Origin of the sequence: Sulfurovum xiamenensis (assembly GCF_030347995.1) — a bacterium.
GTDB classification, from domain to species: Bacteria; Campylobacterota; Campylobacteria; order Campylobacterales; family Sulfurovaceae; genus Sulfurovum; species Sulfurovum xiamenensis.
The window spans coordinates 13,763-27,067 of sequence record NZ_JAQIBC010000012.1 but is presented as its reverse complement, the minus strand read 5'-3'; the positions used below and the strand labels follow the sequence as shown (position 1 = coordinate 27,067).

Genomic DNA, 13,305 nt, shown 5'->3' with positions numbered 1-13,305 from the left:
TTTAATTAAATTCAAATATGGAATAATCTTCACATGAAAAGAATAAAACAAGAACAAATTGCAGATTTACTTAGCATTTCTCAGTCTAATGTTTCAAAAAAACTAAGAAGTAACTCTTTTAAAGGTCATGAAATGGAAAAGATATTAGAAGAATTCAAAGTTCCTATATCTATTTTCTTTAGTCCTGAATCACAAGAAAAATACCTTGGTAAATCATACCTACAACACAATACTAACACCAAAAAACACACCTAGCAAGGTTTAAGGGAGGGCAATAAAAACCATGAAATCACAGGCAGAACAGCAATACTACACGATACTTAAAGCAAACATGATAAGCAAATGTGACGGTCTTAACTATAAGTGGACCGCTTATTATTCAACACTTTTGAATATCGGTGGAAGAAACCCGGAGCAAGTCATAAGGAACTTCTTCAACGATGATCTAAAACGCTTTAACCAGGAACAGTTATCAACCATACTTTATGATCTTGAAGATTTCGCACACATTAAACCGTTCAGCGAAAGTGAACTTAAAACAAAAACACTTGAAGCCATGACAGAGATAGGACATATCACACAAAAGATAACAGAGTGCCTTAACGGTAATGATGAGATAGAAAAGCATGAGATTGACTGTATCGACATTAGGTCATTAAAAAGCGTTGTTGATCATCTTTATTATGGAGTGATTGAGACTAAAGCTAATTTGTAAATCTCTTGAAGCCCATTACGATGGGTTTTGAGAGGTTGGCTTACCAACCAAAGCTAACCAACCTCAAGTTTTAACACGCTGTTACACAAAGGTAACTCTACATTTTACCATGTGTTTAATAAAAGCATTTTTCAGAGTCGTTGCTTTACTACTCCCATAGTAGGCGACTCTTCTGAAAAGTATTAATTCTATGGGAGAATTATCATGAACTACAAACAAGATCAAAAACCACTTAAAAACTACAGACTTACTGGCATGAGAAAAAAAGCTTTACAAATGATGCAAGGCGGTATTAGACTGTCTGAACTTAAAGGCTTACGTATGGGATTAGGAAGTAGCCTAAGAACGAGAATTTCAGAATTACGTGCTATGGGATACGATATTAGAGATGAGTTCGTAAAAGCTCCATCAGGTGCAAGATTTAAAGAGTATTTTATGGTGGTGTCGAAATGAGTGTAAACATAGAAAGAGCATTACTCGGTAGCTTTCTTTGGTCAAATGATCTTGGAATGGATACAAAAGATGCATTCATACTGGATACAAGCCTATTCACAAGCGATGACAGAAAACTCATAGCTTCAAAGATCAATGAAACTACAGATACAGAAGATAGGTTCTACAGCCTTTTAAATATGGAGATAGAGCAAACTTCATCACACGAATGGATGGAAATTGCTGCCTTAACTCCATTCATATTCAGTTTATCAAAGAGATATCATGAATACCTTATTGAGAAAAGAAATGATCGCATCATTTTAGGAGTTGCATAATGGAAAACACTATAAGAAAAAGACAAAAAAAGAGATATACACAGGTGTCAAACATGGTATTAAATGATGAAAACTTATCTCTAAAAGCTAAAGGTCTTTATGCATTTATGGATAGTAAGCCTGAAGGATGGAATTTTACGATTAAGTCTATTTCTACACAGGTAAAAGATGGAATTGACAGTGTAAAAAGTGCATTAAAAGAGCTTAAAAATGCAGGATACATTCAGTATAGAAAGTTGTCAAATGGTACTGGAATTTATGAATTATTCGACGAGCCAAAAGTGGAAAATCAGACAGCCAAAAGTGGAAAACCCTCATGTGGAAAACCCTCATGTGGAAAATCCACTCGTATTAATAATACTAATATAGAGAATAAACTTATTAGAGATAATAGGCACACAGACATTGACTTCAAAGTTTTAATTGCAAAGCTAAGAGAAAAAGCTCATTTTAAAAGCAAGATTAAAAATACAGATGAAGAGTATGAAGCATATTTAGACATAGAAAACAAATCAAATATCCTTAGTGATTATTTAGATCATCAGAGAGAAGAGCAGAAATACTCTAAGAACTTTCACAACTTCTTGCTTGACTACAACACAAAGTCATTATCAGAACAGGTATCAGATGTGGAGGTAAGATTATGGAGCTAAAACAAAAAGCAGAAATGGCACTGTCTCTAAGAAACAGATACGCAAGTGCATACCAGGCAGGAGATATCGCAGAAGGGAAAAAACTAGAGCATGAGTACCTGACACTTAGACTAGAAGTTTTGAATGAAGTAAACACTGAGATAAAAAGACAGAGATCTATCCCGGTAAGACTTATCAAGCAAGAAGTGGCAAACATGCCTAAAAGACCAAAGAGAGAAACAGGTATAAGAAGCCTTGACTATGCACTTGTTACAGAAAGACAGGCAATGTTGAATCATAGAGGCGGTTTCTCCTTAGGAAACTACATTCAGATCGCAGGAAGCAGGGGTGCAGGAAAATCTTCACTCATGCTAAAGATCATGACATCACTTAGCAACCATGAGCGTGTAAGTTGGTTTGACTTTGAGATGGGAAAAAAGAGAGTGACAGAAAAACTTGAAGACTTCGAACATAATGAAGATAACCTGCTTTACTACAACTCAAGTAGAGATTTGGATGATGTGGTCTCGGAGATAAAACTTCTTAACGCAAGTGGTGTAAATCATTTTGTGATCGATTCAACTATGAAGCTTAATATCAAAGGTGTAAGTGACAGATACGAAAGATATTCGCTTATCTCACAAAACCTGTCTGAGCTTACAAGCACACTTGGAATAAATATCTACATCATCAACCAGATAAGCCAAAGTTCAGAGCGTGACGGTGTACTTGCTATCAAACATGGTAACGATGCAGAGTATGACGCAGACTACATCATCTACATTCTGAAAATGAAACTTGTTGAAAATGGAAAAGTGAAAAAAGATGAGTTCGGCATGGATCTCTTTAACGAGGACATGAGAATCATTAAATGCACAAAGAACCGTGAGGATGACAGGTTATTCACAATCGAATTGAATAAGAGTGAGATATTCGGTATTGAGCCTGAAGTTTATGAGTATGAGGAGACAGCATGAGTCAATCAAAAAAACACTCCCATTACGAGGCAGCCACAAACCAAATAACAGGCATCATAATTGGCTGGTGCTTGGTTTATTTTGCATTTCCAATCATGGGCGTGGTTGTTTCAGTAGAGCAGGCAACGGGATCATCGTTTATGTTCTTTATAGCGTCATACACAAGATCGTACACGATACGAAGAGTATTCAATAAGATTGGATCGAAAGCATGAAAATACTAAACCTTTACGCAGGCATAGGCGGAAATAGGAAACTATGGGGAGATGAGCATGAGATAACTGCGGTTGAATACAATGAAGATATTGCAAAAGTATATAAAGACTTGTATCAAAATGACAATGTAGTAGTATGTGATGCACATCAGTATTTAATAGACCACTACAAAGAATTTGATTTTATTTGGGCTTCACCACCATGCCCAACTCACTCAGATATTAGAAGGTGTGGAGTCCACTCAGGGCAGTATGAAGCGTTATACCCTGATATGACATTGTATCAGCAGATAATACTATTACAGAATTTTGCACCAAAAGATACTAAGTTTGTGATTGAAAACGTAAAGCCATATTATGACTATCTTATTAAGCCACAAGTAATACTTCATAGGCATCCATTTTGGAGCAATTTCAATATACCAATGATTGATATTGAAGATGATAGGAAGCATGAATCAATTAATGGATCAGGATCTGTATATGGGGTAAGCCTGGACAAGTATGACATATCAAACAAGAGACAGATATTGAGGAATATGGTTAATCCTGAGGTTGGAAAATATATTCTTGATGTTGCTATGGATACCGTTAAATATAAGCAGGGTGGTCTATTTGATTTTATAGGAGAAACAGCATGAAGATACTAAACATATTCAAACCAAAACCATTCAAACCATCAGTAATAGGAAAAATTATAAGGAGAAAAATATGACAGATAGACTAGGAAATTTGATTAAAATCGGTGACACGATCAAAAACAAAGGCGGAATGAAAGGAATCATCAAAAACATTTGTGGTGTGACACGCATTTGTGTTGAGGACAGTCAAGGCAGAATCATTCAGACATTGAAACTGAATGAGGTTAATTTAGAAAATTTTGAAAAAGTATCATAAGGAGAGCATGGATGACTATAGGATTCGTAAGACAAAAAGAAGAAGAGATCAACAACCAAATGGTTAAATGGCTTGAGTTATCCGTAAGGATACCTATCGGAAGCTTCAGTGCAACCATGTCAAAGGTGAAAGATAAAAAAGAAAGTAACAGTCCAGATTACAATGTATACTGGAGTCCAAACAGAAAAGGTGAAAGCTTTGACCGTGTAAAGATAGGGTCTCTTTGGATGAAGAAGTCAGAGAAAGGTAATGAATATATGAGTGGGTACCTTGAAAGTCCATTGTTCCAAAACGGAAAAATATACATTGCTATAGTCAAATATACACCATCTGAAGGTATGCCTGTTCAACCGATCTTATACAACATACTCTGGAGCAATGATAATTTCACAAAGAGTAATCAAAGTCAAAGCAATGAACCTGAAAGCAGCTATGCAGGACCAACCACTCACAATGGAATTCCGGTTGAATATGAGGGCACAGGTATCAATAGTGAAGATGATATTCCTTTTTAGGATATGAAATGAGAATGACAAAAACAGCTGCAGAAAAAGCAAAAAAGAAAACCAATAAAGAGCTTTTGGAAGAGGCGAAAGAGATTCTTAGCAATATAGACAAAAAAGTGAAGTTCGCACTAAAACAAAAGGATCTATATGAAATGCAAAAAGCACTTAGAGAGATAAGGTTCATGTTATGACTAAACATATACCCATAGAATACGAAGAACAGCATGCATTGGTCCAGTGGCTAACCATAAACCGTATAATGCACTTTGCACCGGTCAATGAGAATAATACCCATAAGCAAAACAGAAAGTATGCAATGATCGCTGAACAGAAAGCAAAAGCGGTCGGTAAACGAAAGGGAGTATCAGACCTCATAGTCATGCTCCCAAACAAAATACTCTTCATTGAGATGAAACGCAGGCCAAAGATACTAAAAAGCGGTCAAAGGTCTATCTCCCATACAAAGGTGAGTAAAGAGCAGTATGATTTCTTAACAAAAGTAAACGGGTTCGAGTACGCAGAAGGGATGGTGTGCTATGGGCGTGAAGAGGCAATAGAGTTTATAAAATCTCACAAGGAGGGATAATGAGAACATGTGGATACAGCGAGTGTGGAAAGAGTATAGAGCATTTACCAACAAATTACAAATACTGCTGTATTCCTCATAGGCAGAAACACGCGAACGATCTATGGTGCGAAAAGAATAAGAAGCCCAGGAACTGTAATGTGTGCGGAAAGCCATATGACTGGCTAGAAAGAAACAGAAGCCATCAGTGTTCTGAAGATTGTGAGTTAAAACAGAAGAATAAGACTGAAAGAAAAAAGTACTACTTCAAGACAGAGAAAAAAGACTGTACTAGGTGTGGTGCCAAAATACCTTTGGTTGGTAGAAACACCTGCACAAGGTGCTATACCATTGAAAAAGAACTTACTAAATACAAAAGGAGGTTCAAGTGAGCATAGAAAAGATTCAAAAAACTCTCTCTGAGGCATCATGCGACATTATGCGTGGTAAAGTAGGCGGACTGGCTATCGTATGGGTAGATCATAACGGTGATACAAAGTCGGCATATGGTATCAATGACAACATAAGTTCATTTGAGCTTTTAGGTGCAGTTGAAATGCTTAAAACAAGAGTTCTTCACGGTACGATTGAATTTTCTGAATTGAGTGAGGATGATGACGATGAGTAAGCTTACACAAAAGCAGAAAAGATTCTGTGAAGAGTACCTTATTGATCTAAATGCTACACAGGCTGCAATACGTGCCGGGTACAGTGAAAATACTGCAAAAGAAATGGGATATGAAAACCTCACGAAACCTCACATAGCTAATTTTATATCAGAGAAACAAAAAGAAGTACGCGATAGAAACGAAATAACGGTTGATTTTGTGGTGAACGGAATTAGAGACATAGCAGTACTAGGGGAGCATGAAAATAACCGTTTAAAAGCCTATGAGATACTTGGAAAACATTTAGGAATTTATGAAAAGGACAACTCACAAAAGAACAACGACATCATCGTGGTAGGTATGCCAAAGGTAGACGGTGAGCGCAAGGATTGACCTGTCTGGACTGCCAAACATAACCAATGATGTTTACGTTCCCTACTATTATAATGTATCAAGGTACTTGGTTTTATACGGTGGTGCAGGTAGCGGTAAATCCGTATTCGTAGCACAAAAGATCGTATTTAGGTTACTCACAGAAAGTAATCATAGGTTTCTTGTGGTCAGAAAGGTTGAAAAGACACTCAGAGACAGTGCCAGGGATGAGATCATCGGTGCCATTAAATCAATGGGTGTGGACCATCTTTTTCACTACTCTGAATCACCCACCGGTGAGATGACCATCAAGTGTCCAAATAACAGCACGATCATATTCAGAGGCCTTGATAACAAAGAGAAGATGAAATCCATCAAGGATGTTACAGCCATATGGATAGAAGAAGCATCTGAACTTACACTGGATGACTTCACACAGCTTGACCTCAGGCTAAGGGGTGAACATTTAACTAACTACAAGCAGATCATTCTAAGCTTCAACCCTATCTCATCAACACACTGGCTAAAAGTACGTTTCTTTGACAATAAAGATGCAAATGCAACCATACTTCATACTACATACATGGACAATAGATTCATTGACAGTGAGTATGTCCGTATTCTTGAAAGCCTAAAAATAACCAATAAAACATATTATGATATCTATGCACTTGGTAAGTGGGGTGTACTTAAAGGACTTATTTATACAGACTACAAGATCATTGATTCATTGCCAAAAGATGCAGAGATACACAGATACGGTCTTGACTTTGGTTTTAACCACCCTATGGCACTCACAGAGATTATGATCGATGGTAATAATCTTTATATTGATGAAGTGTTTTACAGATCAGAGGCCACCACTTCAGAGATGATCAGAACCGTAAAACAGACACACCCACATATCATGTCAATACTTGGCCGGGCAGATGCTGCAGAGCCTGACAGGATAAAAGAGTTAAGGAGTGCAGGGTTCAATGTTACCAAAGCGATAAAGAATGTAGCAGCAGGTATTGACAAGGTGAAGTCATACAATATCTATGTCACAAAAAACAGTACCAACATCATTAATGAGTTCAACCTGTACTCATGGAAGCTTGACAAGGCAGATAACCCACTCGATGAACCGATCAAGCTGAATGATGATGCAATGGACTCTATACGTTATGCAGTATTCACAGAGAAGCCATTACAGATCAAACCGACACTCAATACCCACGCTTTCTTCTAATTTTAGATTTACATAAATTGTGAGTTAAAGTGGAAAGCAAAAAGGCATCTCATGTCCGTACCTGAATTCAAGATCAAAGATACCACAGTCATAGCACAATCAAAAAAATGTAACGATGTTTATGTGGGGGCCAATAGAGTTCAGGAATACCTTATCAAGTCAAACAGTGAAAGCACAATTGAATTCAATTCAAGAAAAAGCATTGCTTCATGCGGTACGACTTTTAAAAAAGGCATCAACTCCATTGTAGATATCCTTTTTAAAACTGAGATCACCATAGATGAGAAAGTATCGCCAAAGCTAACCAAATACTACGAAACGGCAGATGGTAAACAATCACTCAATAAAATAGCAAAAACACTTCTGAAACAACTTCTGTTGTCAAACAAGGTCTATGTATTGGTGTGGACCCCGGTCAATGATGCCAAGAATGCAAAAGAAGAAGAGCAGAAGGGCATCAGGCCGTATATTGAGATCATTACCCGTGACCGCGTTATGGATAATATCCTGAAGCGTGACAGTCTTGGAAATATTGTACACATTGCCATTGCAGGGAGCTATGTAGAGAGTGAAACAAGGTATGAAACTAAAACAAACAATGAATATCGTGTCTATTTCAATGACGGCATCACGGAGATATTCAGAGAGACAAAAGACGGGGTAAGTCTATACCAAACGGTACAATCAGAAGTTGAAGAGCTGAATATCATAGAGCTTACAATGGATGAAGTAAACGACATACCGAACTTCATCAATGAGGCAAACTATCAACTGCAGCATTACAATATAGAAAGCGCAAAAGACAGCTACAATAAAAAACTGGCATTCCCTTTCGTGGTAACTTGGGGGATGATGTCAAATAGTTCAGGTATCGCCACAGAGAAAACCGATGATAACGGAAATACCATACAGGTGGTTGAGTTCCAGGCCAATAAGGGTATAGACTTTAGCGTTCATCCAGAGACCGGTGCAAAGCTTGGTGATGTAGAGATCAAAGAGCTTGACGGTAATGCGGATACGATACTCAAAACAACGCTTGAAGATAAGAAACTGGCCATATTGGACGGGTTTATCAAGTTCTTCACAGAATCATCCGGGAATAAAACAGTTGAGCAATCAGAGAGTGAAAGAACTGCCGGAGAGAGCATGGCCGCTTCATTATCTCAGGATATGGAACACTATCTAAACAGGATCCATGACCTTATGTGCAAATTCGCAGGCGAAAAAACAGAAGGGTATATTTCTACCAATAAAGAGTTCATTGATTCAGGGCTCACGGATATTGTCTATAAGATGCTTAGTGATCTATACATGGATGAGACCATAGACCGCGAAGCATTCCTCACAGAGATTCAAAGCTACGGACTGCTAAAAACGATAGACATTCAAAAGCTCAAAGACAGGCTCACAGCTAACGGTGTGTCATAATGACAGATATTGAAAGGTACCACCTTCTTTTAAGATATGAAGCACTTGCGAGTCAACTGAAGCTTGACGGTCTTACATCTTATGAGAGATCGATACTTGATACACTTGACAAGGTTATATCTGCATTCGTAACATCAGAGGATATGACAGAGCTTCAAAGAAGAAGGTTACTTACTAAACTGATCACGGAAGAACTGGACCCGGTATACAAAACACTGTCAGACAATCTGCTTGCTGAAATGGCAATAGTGGCAGGAATTTCAGCTTCATATGTTTCATCACTGTATTTAGATACACCTATAGACAAGGCTATGAAGTTCAATGCTAAGACACTGATACACGGCTATGAACTTGGAGACATACTTAAAACCAATAATAGTGACCATATAAAGCAGTTTAAACGGATCATCGCTCTTGGGATATCCGAGGGTAAACATAGCAGCGTTGTAGCAAGAGAGCTGAGACAGTCCACCGATAAAAGACTATCACATATTGATAAGACGATCATCCAAAGTGCTATGGCAAAAGCTCGTGAAGATGCCAAAGAGGACACATTTAATGAACTTGAAAAGCAGGATATTATTAAAGGGTATGAATTTGTAGCCACGCTTGAAGTCAATACCTGTGCAATATGCCGTGAATTGGACGGGAAGAAATGGAAAAGGCTAAAGGATATCAAACCTGACCAAAAGCCAAAGATACACTTTAGATGCAGATGCACACTTGCACCGATATCTAAAAATGTTCAACAAAGAGCAGGACAGCAATACTTTACCACAGAAGAAGGTACTAAAAAGAATGGTTCTGTGTTTCCAAATATAAACTACTACGAATGGCTAGACCTTCAGCCAAAAGAAGTGCAAAAAATAGTCAAGTCAAACAAACATATCTCTCTCAAAGAATTTAACTACCTTATCAATCTGTAACTTTTTAAAAATCTAAATTGTGAGTCATAGTGTGAGCATTGAGCCTGTAGGCCAAAATCACACAAAGGACAATTATGTTTGAAAAACTTCTAGGGTTAGTCGGAGACAATGCGGAAGCAAAAGCGGAGATCGGCGCCATTGCTGCATTGATCAAGAACAATGATGAACAAAAACAATCAACAATTGATAGCCTTCAATCACAGTTTGATAGCGTGAAAGAAGAAAAAGACAGATACAAACTCGGCAATCAGCTTGTCAAGAAAGCGTTGGGGATTGAGAAGATCGATGATGAGACAGTCAAAGAGAAGCTCAAAGAACTTTCAGGGAATGACAAGACTTCAAAGGACATTCAGGAACTTACTCAGGCATTGGCCGGGAAAGATGATGAGATCAAAAACATCAAGACTGAATATGAGGAACGTTTTAACACAATGAGAGTAGATGCAGAACTTGCAAAAGCAATAGATGCAAACTCTGATGTCTTGGTTGATGACCCACTTATCAGAAGTGCGTTCAGAGACCTTGTGTCTAAAAACGTGGGAGTAGTCGGTGAGGGTATTTCGCCTTTTACGGTTGTTGGTGATCAGAGAGTGCCAGTGGTGCATGACGGTAAAGCACAGAGCGTGACCGATTATGTGAAAACAGTTCTTTCAGGGGAGCAGTATGCATCATTCCGAAAAACAAGCACAAAGAATAGTCCTGGACCTTCAGGCGGTGGCGGTAATCCAGAAACAGATGTCAAGAAAATGACACCTTCTGAGAAATTCGCCCATTATCAACAAAAAGCGCAAGGAGCTAACTAATGGCAATGGTATTTAACAACGAGGTTGTAACACTGATCGCTATGGATCAGATCAAAGACAATCTTTTAATGGCACAAACAGCAACAAACGGGGCAATCGAAGTAGGAGAGTCTATCCACAAGGGTGACTTCCTACAGTCTACTATCTTTGATTCACTGGGTGAAGCATCAAGAAGAGACCCGACAGTAGACACGGCTGCAACTCCAAAGAGACTTTCAAATTTGGAGCAAACAGATGTAAAACTCTACTTTAAAGAGTTGGTATTTGCAACTTACACAGAACTTGCAAGATACGGTACATCAATGGAAGCAATGCAAACAAAGCTTGGTGAAGAGATCGGTAATGCGGTCACTAGATACATCCTTAAAAGAGCGTTGATCTCTTTGGTAGCTGCGATTGGTACAGAGGCAGACAGCGTACACACAACATCTGTATTGAATACCATTACGATCAATGACCTTAATATGGGTGTATTCAAGTTCGGTGACAAGAGCGCGGATATCGTGACATTCGTATCGCCTTCAATCGTGGTATCTAAGTTGATCGACGGCTCACTTAATTCAAGTGGTGACCAAATCTCTTACGGTGCAGTGTATCAAGGCGAAACAGGAACACTTGGAAGAAGCCTATGGATGGTTGATTCGGATGCATTGACAACGACTGTAAACAAAGTCCTTGGGCTTGCAGCAGGTGCGATCATGATCGATGAATCAGAAGCTATCCGTTTCTTCTCACAAGAAAGCGTTGTGAATGAGAATGCAGGTATGTACCTAAGAGAAGAGGGAGCATATACACTCAAAATCAAAGGGTTCAAATATGTTTCAACTCAAGGTGCAAACCCTACAGATGCGACACTTGGTGCGGCAGCTTCATGGGCGTTGGTAGGTGACAGAAAAGGCAGTGCAGGCGTACTTATCAAAGCATCGGCGGTGTAATCATGGTAATTATCTATAGCACACACAAAATTGAAGGGTTGGAGGGAATTTTCTCTAATCCTGAATTATATGATGTTCCTGATATGAAGGCGACTAAAGTCATTACAGATGATGAAAAGATTCGTGACGACTATGAAAAGCTTGAAATTGATGTTGAATTCGTTGAGTTTGAAGAAGCAAAGGCTGATGGTGATGATGAGGCTGTAAAGCTTGAATTGCTTAAAACTGAAGCTGTTGAACTTGGTGTTGAATTCTCACCTAATATCGGATATGCGACTCTATTAAAAAGAGTTGAAGAAGCAAAGGCTAAGTAATGGTAGTTTACCCACTTGACGGATGGAACACTTTTATAGATGTTGCAGATGCCACAACAAGGCTTACAGAGCTTGGAAGTGGTAGTAAGTGGGATCCATTAACTACTGCCGAAAAAGAAGCAATGCTTCATAAAAGTGCAGCGATCATCAATGCAACATGTAATCTAAACACGACATGTCAATTCGATGTGGCACAGGTTCTTTTAATTCAGGGCGATCTTGAAAATAACGGTAAATATCTATCTATGACAGATACAAGCGTTAAATACAAGAGTGCCAAAGTGGGTTCACTTGATGTCGAGTACAACCTGACTGAAAGCGGTGAGGTTTTATTACCTCCAGTGGTCAAGTCATTGTTATCTTCATGCCTGAAAAACTCATCAGTACCTATGGCAAAAGGATTCACCCTTGCTTAGTGATGACCTGAGAATACTTTCGTCAGAGATGATCGAAGAGTTTGGAGATACCGGGCTTTTTGTTCTTGATGATGTGGTACCTGATTCAATCACTGGCGAAACGGTGGGTGTACCTTCAGAGGTATCAGTAACATATTTCAGAGAGTTCTATAAGACTAAAGACCTGATAGAGAACTTGATCATTGCAGGTGATGCACAGATTTTGTTTGTAAGCGATACGAAACCAAAGAAGAGTTGGAAGTTTAAAGACTCTGACGGTGATCAGTGGTCCATCATAGACATTATACCAACAGAGGTACAAGGTGTGAAAGTCGTGTACAAGGCACAGGTTAGAAAATGACACTGCTTCAAGAGTTTGATTTTGAGGTAGATAAAGACATCAAGGAAGTGGCTTCAAAGGTTGTTGAGTTTCATGGCGATCTTATCAAAGCCTCACCCGTAGATACCGGGGAGTTTAGAGATGCATGGGAGTTGATACCTAACGGGAAGCTATCATGGACCATCTTTAACCCTCAGAGCTATTCGAGCATACTTTGGGCAGGCAGAAAAGTGATTAATGACAGAACCTATGGTTCAGAACAATGGCCGGAAGGCGGTGAGCCAATGGTTGACAAACTAAGAGAGGATTTATCTAAATGACACCATTCGATCATTACAAGAATGTTGCAGAGTTTGTGAAAGCAAATTGGACTGCAACACCTTTTTTTATGCATGGTGAAGTGATAGAGCAGGAGCCTCCTTTTATTGTCCTTGACATTTATCCGCTTGGCATATCGCCCAACTATTCAGAGAAACAGAACGTACACGGTGCAAAAATATCGTGCTACGAAAAGAACAGAGGGAAAACGCACAAACTCATTAGTGATGTGCAAGAGGTGTTCAGTGGTACACGTGCAGGGAGTATTTATCTTGAAGAGGTAAGAACAGAAGGACCTATCACGGAACTTGAAACCGATCTCTATGAAGGGATCGTTAAATTCACAACAAGGAGCTAA

Annotated in this window: 25 protein-coding genes; all 25 read left to right on the top strand. The window is 38.7% G+C overall.

Annotation, left to right across the window (positions count from 1 at the left end; translation table 11 throughout):
* Nucleotides 1-33: 33 nt before the first annotated feature.
* The 25 genes from PF327_RS10905 (at nucleotide 34) to PF327_RS10790 (ending at nucleotide 13,305) form a co-directional block, all read left to right on the top strand.
* Nucleotides 34-255 carry a hypothetical protein gene (locus PF327_RS10905; RefSeq protein WP_289402604.1) on the top strand — a complete coding sequence of 74 codons (222 nt, stop codon included), beginning with the start codon at nucleotides 34-36 and terminating at the stop codon, nucleotides 253-255.
* Nucleotides 256-283: 28 nt separating this feature from the next.
* The gene (locus PF327_RS10900; RefSeq protein ID WP_289402603.1) at nucleotides 284-715 is read left to right on the top strand and encodes a hypothetical protein; all 432 of its coding nucleotides are present in this window, start codon (nucleotides 284-286) and stop codon (nucleotides 713-715) included.
* Between the two features lie 204 nt (nucleotides 716-919).
* Complete coding sequence (locus tag PF327_RS10895; RefSeq protein WP_289402602.1) at nucleotides 920-1,168, top strand: helix-turn-helix domain-containing protein; 249 nt, start codon at nucleotides 920-922, stop codon at nucleotides 1,166-1,168.
* Nucleotides 1,165-1,485, top strand: a complete 321-nt coding sequence (locus PF327_RS10890; protein ID WP_289402601.1) for a hypothetical protein — start codon at nucleotides 1,165-1,167, stop codon at nucleotides 1,483-1,485. The genes PF327_RS10895 and PF327_RS10890 overlap by 4 nt, the downstream gene beginning before the upstream one ends.
* A complete protein-coding gene (locus PF327_RS10885) occupies nucleotides 1,485-2,138 on the top strand; it encodes a helix-turn-helix domain-containing protein (protein WP_289402600.1) in 654 nt (217 codons plus the stop codon). Before PF327_RS10890 ends, PF327_RS10885 begins: the two co-directional genes overlap by 1 nt.
* Nucleotides 2,129-3,094: a P-loop NTPase family protein gene (locus PF327_RS10880; RefSeq protein WP_289402599.1), complete on the top strand. Its 966-nt coding sequence runs from the start codon at nucleotides 2,129-2,131 to the stop codon at nucleotides 3,092-3,094. The genes PF327_RS10885 and PF327_RS10880 overlap by 10 nt, the downstream gene beginning before the upstream one ends.
* Nucleotides 3,091-3,309, top strand: coding sequence for a DUF7220 family protein (locus tag PF327_RS11485; RefSeq protein WP_434481334.1), 219 nt, complete (start codon nucleotides 3,091-3,093; stop codon nucleotides 3,307-3,309). Before PF327_RS10880 ends, PF327_RS11485 begins: the two co-directional genes overlap by 4 nt.
* Complete coding sequence (locus PF327_RS10875; protein WP_289402598.1) at nucleotides 3,306-3,950, top strand: DNA cytosine methyltransferase; 645 nt, start codon at nucleotides 3,306-3,308, stop codon at nucleotides 3,948-3,950. The genes PF327_RS11485 and PF327_RS10875 overlap by 4 nt, the downstream gene beginning before the upstream one ends.
* Nucleotides 3,951-4,020: 70 nt before the next feature.
* On the top strand, nucleotides 4,021-4,206 hold the full coding sequence (locus PF327_RS10870; protein WP_289402597.1) for a hypothetical protein: 186 nt from the start codon (nucleotides 4,021-4,023) through the stop codon (nucleotides 4,204-4,206).
* An 11-nt stretch (nucleotides 4,207-4,217) separates the two neighbouring features.
* Complete coding sequence (locus PF327_RS10865) at nucleotides 4,218-4,721, top strand: DUF736 family protein (RefSeq protein ID WP_289402596.1); 504 nt, start codon at nucleotides 4,218-4,220, stop codon at nucleotides 4,719-4,721.
* Nucleotides 4,722-4,729: 8 nt separating this feature from the next.
* The gene (locus PF327_RS10860) at nucleotides 4,730-4,903 is read left to right on the top strand and encodes a hypothetical protein (RefSeq protein ID WP_289402595.1); all 174 of its coding nucleotides are present in this window, start codon (nucleotides 4,730-4,732) and stop codon (nucleotides 4,901-4,903) included.
* Nucleotides 4,900-5,298, top strand: a complete 399-nt coding sequence (locus PF327_RS10855) for a VRR-NUC domain-containing protein (protein ID WP_289402594.1) — start codon at nucleotides 4,900-4,902, stop codon at nucleotides 5,296-5,298. The genes PF327_RS10860 and PF327_RS10855 overlap by 4 nt, the downstream gene beginning before the upstream one ends.
* A complete protein-coding gene (locus tag PF327_RS10850) occupies nucleotides 5,298-5,669 on the top strand; it encodes a hypothetical protein (protein WP_289402593.1) in 372 nt (123 codons plus the stop codon). The genes PF327_RS10855 and PF327_RS10850 overlap by 1 nt, the downstream gene beginning before the upstream one ends.
* Nucleotides 5,666-5,905: a hypothetical protein gene (locus PF327_RS10845; RefSeq protein ID WP_289402592.1), complete on the top strand. Its 240-nt coding sequence runs from the start codon at nucleotides 5,666-5,668 to the stop codon at nucleotides 5,903-5,905. The genes PF327_RS10850 and PF327_RS10845 overlap by 4 nt, the downstream gene beginning before the upstream one ends.
* A complete protein-coding gene (locus tag PF327_RS10840) occupies nucleotides 5,898-6,278 on the top strand; it encodes a terminase small subunit (RefSeq protein ID WP_289402591.1) in 381 nt (126 codons plus the stop codon). The genes PF327_RS10845 and PF327_RS10840 overlap by 8 nt, the downstream gene beginning before the upstream one ends.
* Entirely contained in the window at nucleotides 6,262-7,488 is a 1,227-nt protein-coding gene (locus PF327_RS10835; protein WP_289402590.1) for a PBSX family phage terminase large subunit, read from the top strand. Before PF327_RS10840 ends, PF327_RS10835 begins: the two co-directional genes overlap by 17 nt.
* Nucleotides 7,489-7,539: 51 nt before the next feature.
* Nucleotides 7,540-8,916 (top strand): hypothetical protein, encoded by a 1,377-nt coding sequence (locus PF327_RS10830; protein ID WP_289402589.1) that lies wholly within the window; start codon nucleotides 7,540-7,542, stop codon nucleotides 8,914-8,916.
* Nucleotides 8,916-9,842: a minor capsid protein gene (locus PF327_RS10825; RefSeq protein WP_289402588.1), complete on the top strand. Its 927-nt coding sequence runs from the start codon at nucleotides 8,916-8,918 to the stop codon at nucleotides 9,840-9,842. The genes PF327_RS10830 and PF327_RS10825 overlap by 1 nt, the downstream gene beginning before the upstream one ends.
* A 74-nt stretch (nucleotides 9,843-9,916) precedes the next feature.
* Complete coding sequence (locus PF327_RS10820; protein ID WP_289402587.1) at nucleotides 9,917-10,645, top strand: hypothetical protein; 729 nt, start codon at nucleotides 9,917-9,919, stop codon at nucleotides 10,643-10,645.
* Nucleotides 10,645-11,580 carry a major capsid protein gene (locus PF327_RS10815; RefSeq protein WP_289402586.1) on the top strand — a complete coding sequence of 312 codons (936 nt, stop codon included), beginning with the start codon at nucleotides 10,645-10,647 and terminating at the stop codon, nucleotides 11,578-11,580. Before PF327_RS10820 ends, PF327_RS10815 begins: the two co-directional genes overlap by 1 nt.
* Before the next feature lie 2 nt (nucleotides 11,581-11,582).
* Nucleotides 11,583-11,894, top strand: coding sequence for a hypothetical protein (locus PF327_RS10810; RefSeq protein WP_289402585.1), 312 nt, complete (start codon nucleotides 11,583-11,585; stop codon nucleotides 11,892-11,894).
* A complete protein-coding gene (locus PF327_RS10805; protein WP_289402584.1) occupies nucleotides 11,894-12,310 on the top strand; it encodes a hypothetical protein in 417 nt (138 codons plus the stop codon). Before PF327_RS10810 ends, PF327_RS10805 begins: the two co-directional genes overlap by 1 nt.
* Nucleotides 12,303-12,650 carry a hypothetical protein gene (locus PF327_RS10800; RefSeq protein ID WP_289402583.1) on the top strand — a complete coding sequence of 116 codons (348 nt, stop codon included), beginning with the start codon at nucleotides 12,303-12,305 and terminating at the stop codon, nucleotides 12,648-12,650. Before PF327_RS10805 ends, PF327_RS10800 begins: the two co-directional genes overlap by 8 nt.
* Nucleotides 12,647-12,949 (top strand): hypothetical protein, encoded by a 303-nt coding sequence (locus PF327_RS10795; RefSeq protein ID WP_289402582.1) that lies wholly within the window; start codon nucleotides 12,647-12,649, stop codon nucleotides 12,947-12,949. Before PF327_RS10800 ends, PF327_RS10795 begins: the two co-directional genes overlap by 4 nt.
* Nucleotides 12,946-13,305, top strand: coding sequence for a hypothetical protein (locus PF327_RS10790; RefSeq protein ID WP_289402581.1), 360 nt, complete (start codon nucleotides 12,946-12,948; stop codon nucleotides 13,303-13,305). Before PF327_RS10795 ends, PF327_RS10790 begins: the two co-directional genes overlap by 4 nt.

What these genes read in the sequence shown, in the direction of transcription:
- PF327_RS10895 (WP_289402602.1), top strand. Translation starts at nt 920, where the DNA reads ATGAACTACAAACAAGATCAAAAACCACTTAAAAACTACAGACTTACT.
- PF327_RS10855 (WP_289402594.1), top strand. Translation starts at nt 4,900, where the DNA reads ATGACTAAACATATACCCATAGAATACGAAGAACAGCATGCATTGGTC.
- PF327_RS10850 (WP_289402593.1), top strand. Translation starts at nt 5,298, where the DNA reads ATGAGAACATGTGGATACAGCGAGTGTGGAAAGAGTATAGAGCATTTA.
- PF327_RS10825 (WP_289402588.1), top strand. Translation starts at nt 8,916, where the DNA reads ATGACAGATATTGAAAGGTACCACCTTCTTTTAAGATATGAAGCACTT.
- PF327_RS10905 (WP_289402604.1), top strand. Translation starts at nt 34, where the DNA reads ATGAAAAGAATAAAACAAGAACAAATTGCAGATTTACTTAGCATTTCT.
- PF327_RS10885 (WP_289402600.1), top strand. Translation starts at nt 1,485, where the DNA reads ATGGAAAACACTATAAGAAAAAGACAAAAAAAGAGATATACACAGGTG.
- PF327_RS10890 (WP_289402601.1), top strand. Translation starts at nt 1,165, where the DNA reads ATGAGTGTAAACATAGAAAGAGCATTACTCGGTAGCTTTCTTTGGTCA.
- PF327_RS10875 (WP_289402598.1), top strand. Translation starts at nt 3,306, where the DNA reads ATGAAAATACTAAACCTTTACGCAGGCATAGGCGGAAATAGGAAACTA.
- PF327_RS10865 (WP_289402596.1), top strand. Translation starts at nt 4,218, where the DNA reads ATGACTATAGGATTCGTAAGACAAAAAGAAGAAGAGATCAACAACCAA.
- PF327_RS10830 (WP_289402589.1), top strand. Translation starts at nt 7,540, where the DNA reads ATGTCCGTACCTGAATTCAAGATCAAAGATACCACAGTCATAGCACAA.
- PF327_RS10795 (WP_289402582.1), top strand. Translation starts at nt 12,647, where the DNA reads ATGACACTGCTTCAAGAGTTTGATTTTGAGGTAGATAAAGACATCAAG.
- PF327_RS10860 (WP_289402595.1), top strand. Translation starts at nt 4,730, where the DNA reads ATGAGAATGACAAAAACAGCTGCAGAAAAAGCAAAAAAGAAAACCAAT.
- PF327_RS10900 (WP_289402603.1), top strand. Translation starts at nt 284, where the DNA reads ATGAAATCACAGGCAGAACAGCAATACTACACGATACTTAAAGCAAAC.
- PF327_RS10805 (WP_289402584.1), top strand. Translation starts at nt 11,894, where the DNA reads ATGGTAGTTTACCCACTTGACGGATGGAACACTTTTATAGATGTTGCA.
- PF327_RS11485 (WP_434481334.1), top strand. Translation starts at nt 3,091, where the DNA reads ATGAGTCAATCAAAAAAACACTCCCATTACGAGGCAGCCACAAACCAA.
- PF327_RS10815 (WP_289402586.1), top strand. Translation starts at nt 10,645, where the DNA reads ATGGCAATGGTATTTAACAACGAGGTTGTAACACTGATCGCTATGGAT.
- PF327_RS10820 (WP_289402587.1), top strand. Translation starts at nt 9,917, where the DNA reads ATGTTTGAAAAACTTCTAGGGTTAGTCGGAGACAATGCGGAAGCAAAA.
- PF327_RS10790 (WP_289402581.1), top strand. Translation starts at nt 12,946, where the DNA reads ATGACACCATTCGATCATTACAAGAATGTTGCAGAGTTTGTGAAAGCA.
- PF327_RS10880 (WP_289402599.1), top strand. Translation starts at nt 2,129, where the DNA reads ATGGAGCTAAAACAAAAAGCAGAAATGGCACTGTCTCTAAGAAACAGA.
- PF327_RS10870 (WP_289402597.1), top strand. Translation starts at nt 4,021, where the DNA reads ATGACAGATAGACTAGGAAATTTGATTAAAATCGGTGACACGATCAAA.
- PF327_RS10810 (WP_289402585.1), top strand. Translation starts at nt 11,583, where the DNA reads ATGGTAATTATCTATAGCACACACAAAATTGAAGGGTTGGAGGGAATT.
- PF327_RS10840 (WP_289402591.1), top strand. Translation starts at nt 5,898, where the DNA reads ATGAGTAAGCTTACACAAAAGCAGAAAAGATTCTGTGAAGAGTACCTT.